General features: G+C 69.5%; 1 protein-coding gene. It reads left to right on the forward strand.

The genetic code is table 11. The features are described from left to right. Positions 1-891, forward strand: an 891-nt coding sequence (locus ACNFOC_RS54715) for a glycosyl hydrolase 115 family protein (protein ID WP_416966358.1), incomplete at both ends; no start/stop codon positions are given.

Consider the following 891-nt stretch of genomic DNA (forward strand, 5'->3'; position numbering starts at 1 on the left):
AGATCAGGCTCTACACGAACGCGCTGATGTGGGAGAACCAGCAGATCTACCCGAGGTTCGGGTACGAGGTCGTGGAGGACACGGCGAACCTGCGGAACGTGTGGGAGCAGCTGCACGCGGCGTACGCGTACGGGAACCGTGGCTTGTGGGTCGCGAACGTGGGCGACCTGAAGGGGAACGAGCTGCCGACCGAGTTCTTTCTCAACTACGCCTGGAATCCAGAGGGTTGGGATGCCGATGAGCTGCCGGACTGGGAACTCCGTTACGCGCGGCAGAACTTCGGGGCGGGGCAGGCGCAGGAGATCGCTTCCGTGCTGGCGGCGTACGGGCAGTTGCAGGCGCGCCGCAAGCCGGAGTTGCTGAACCGGCGGATCACTCTCGTCGACGGCCAGGTGGTCTACGACGATCAGCAGACTCCCTTCGCCTTCGGGCACCGGGAGTTGGAGCGGGTCACGGCGGAGTGGCGGGAGCTGGGGCGACGGGCCGAGCGGATCGGGCGCCGGTTGCCGGCCGGGGTGCGGGACGCGTGGTTCGAACTCGTCGGGTACGAGGTGCAGGCCACCGCCAACCTGTACGGGCTGCGGTCGGCCGAGTTCACGAACCTGCTCTACGCGGCGCAGGGCCGGGCCGCGACGAACGACCTCGCGGATGCGGCGGAGGCGGGCCTGGAGCGGGACTTCGCGCTGGCCGACCGTTTCAACTCGGCGGTGGCGGGCGGGAAGTGGGCCGGTTTCCAGACGCAGCCGCACATCGACTACGGGGATGTGGAGCGGTACGGGCCCAACGCCGGGTGGCAGCAGCCGGAGAGGGACAACGTGGCGTTGCCGGATGTGCTGTTCCCGGCGGTGCGGCGGATCGAGGTGCCGGGGGCGGCGGGGCTCGGGGTGTCGG

The organism is Streptomyces colwelliae (assembly GCF_048158785.1).
Taxonomy (GTDB): domain Bacteria; phylum Actinomycetota; class Actinomycetes; order Streptomycetales; family Streptomycetaceae; genus Streptomyces.